At 43.0% G+C, this 560-nt stretch carries 2 tRNA genes; both read right to left on the reverse strand.

The window, feature by feature from the left end:
• Positions 1-49 precede the first annotated feature (49 nt).
• Positions 50-123: transfer RNA gene (locus LB465_RS18090), tRNA-Ala, on the reverse strand.
• Positions 124-305: 182 nt separating this feature from the next.
• Positions 306-379, reverse strand: a tRNA-Ile gene (locus LB465_RS18095).
• Positions 380-560: the final 181 nt, after the last annotated feature.

Consider the following 560-nt stretch of genomic DNA (forward strand, 5'->3'; position numbering starts at 1 on the left):
CGTTTCCTGATGTTTGTGTTACCTATCTCCCTTAGATCTTAAGGAATCGTGGAGAATATCGGAGTCGAACCGATGACCTCCTGCGTGCAAGGCAGGCGCTCTAGCCAGCTGAGCTAATCCCCCGTTTTTCAGTTGTCAGGTATCAGTTAACAGTTATCAGTTAATTGATGACCTATATGTCAACCTGGGATTCCCAACTTCTAAAATTTCCTTTCAATAAATTGTAATGAACTTCTCTTATGTCTCCTATTCAAATCGCTTTGAACCTTCAACCTTCAACCTCTAACGACGCCCTTGGCGTGTTGTAGTCTCAGGCAGACTCGAACTGCCGACCTCTACATTATCAGTGTAGCGCTCTAACCAGCTGAGCTATGAGACTGTCCTTTGTGATATGCAAGGCATCTCACAATGTTTTAAATATTAAATCGACAGCTTAGAATCAAGACCAAATCAGAATCTTTAAGAACTTCCCTTTGATTCTTGCGCTTTGTTATCACTGATAAATCAGCTAAACATTGCTCTAGAAAGGAGGTGTTCCAGCCGCACCTTCCGGTACGGCT

The organism is Salegentibacter lacus (assembly GCF_020164555.1).
Classification (GTDB): domain Bacteria; phylum Bacteroidota; class Bacteroidia; order Flavobacteriales; family Flavobacteriaceae; genus Salegentibacter; species Salegentibacter lacus.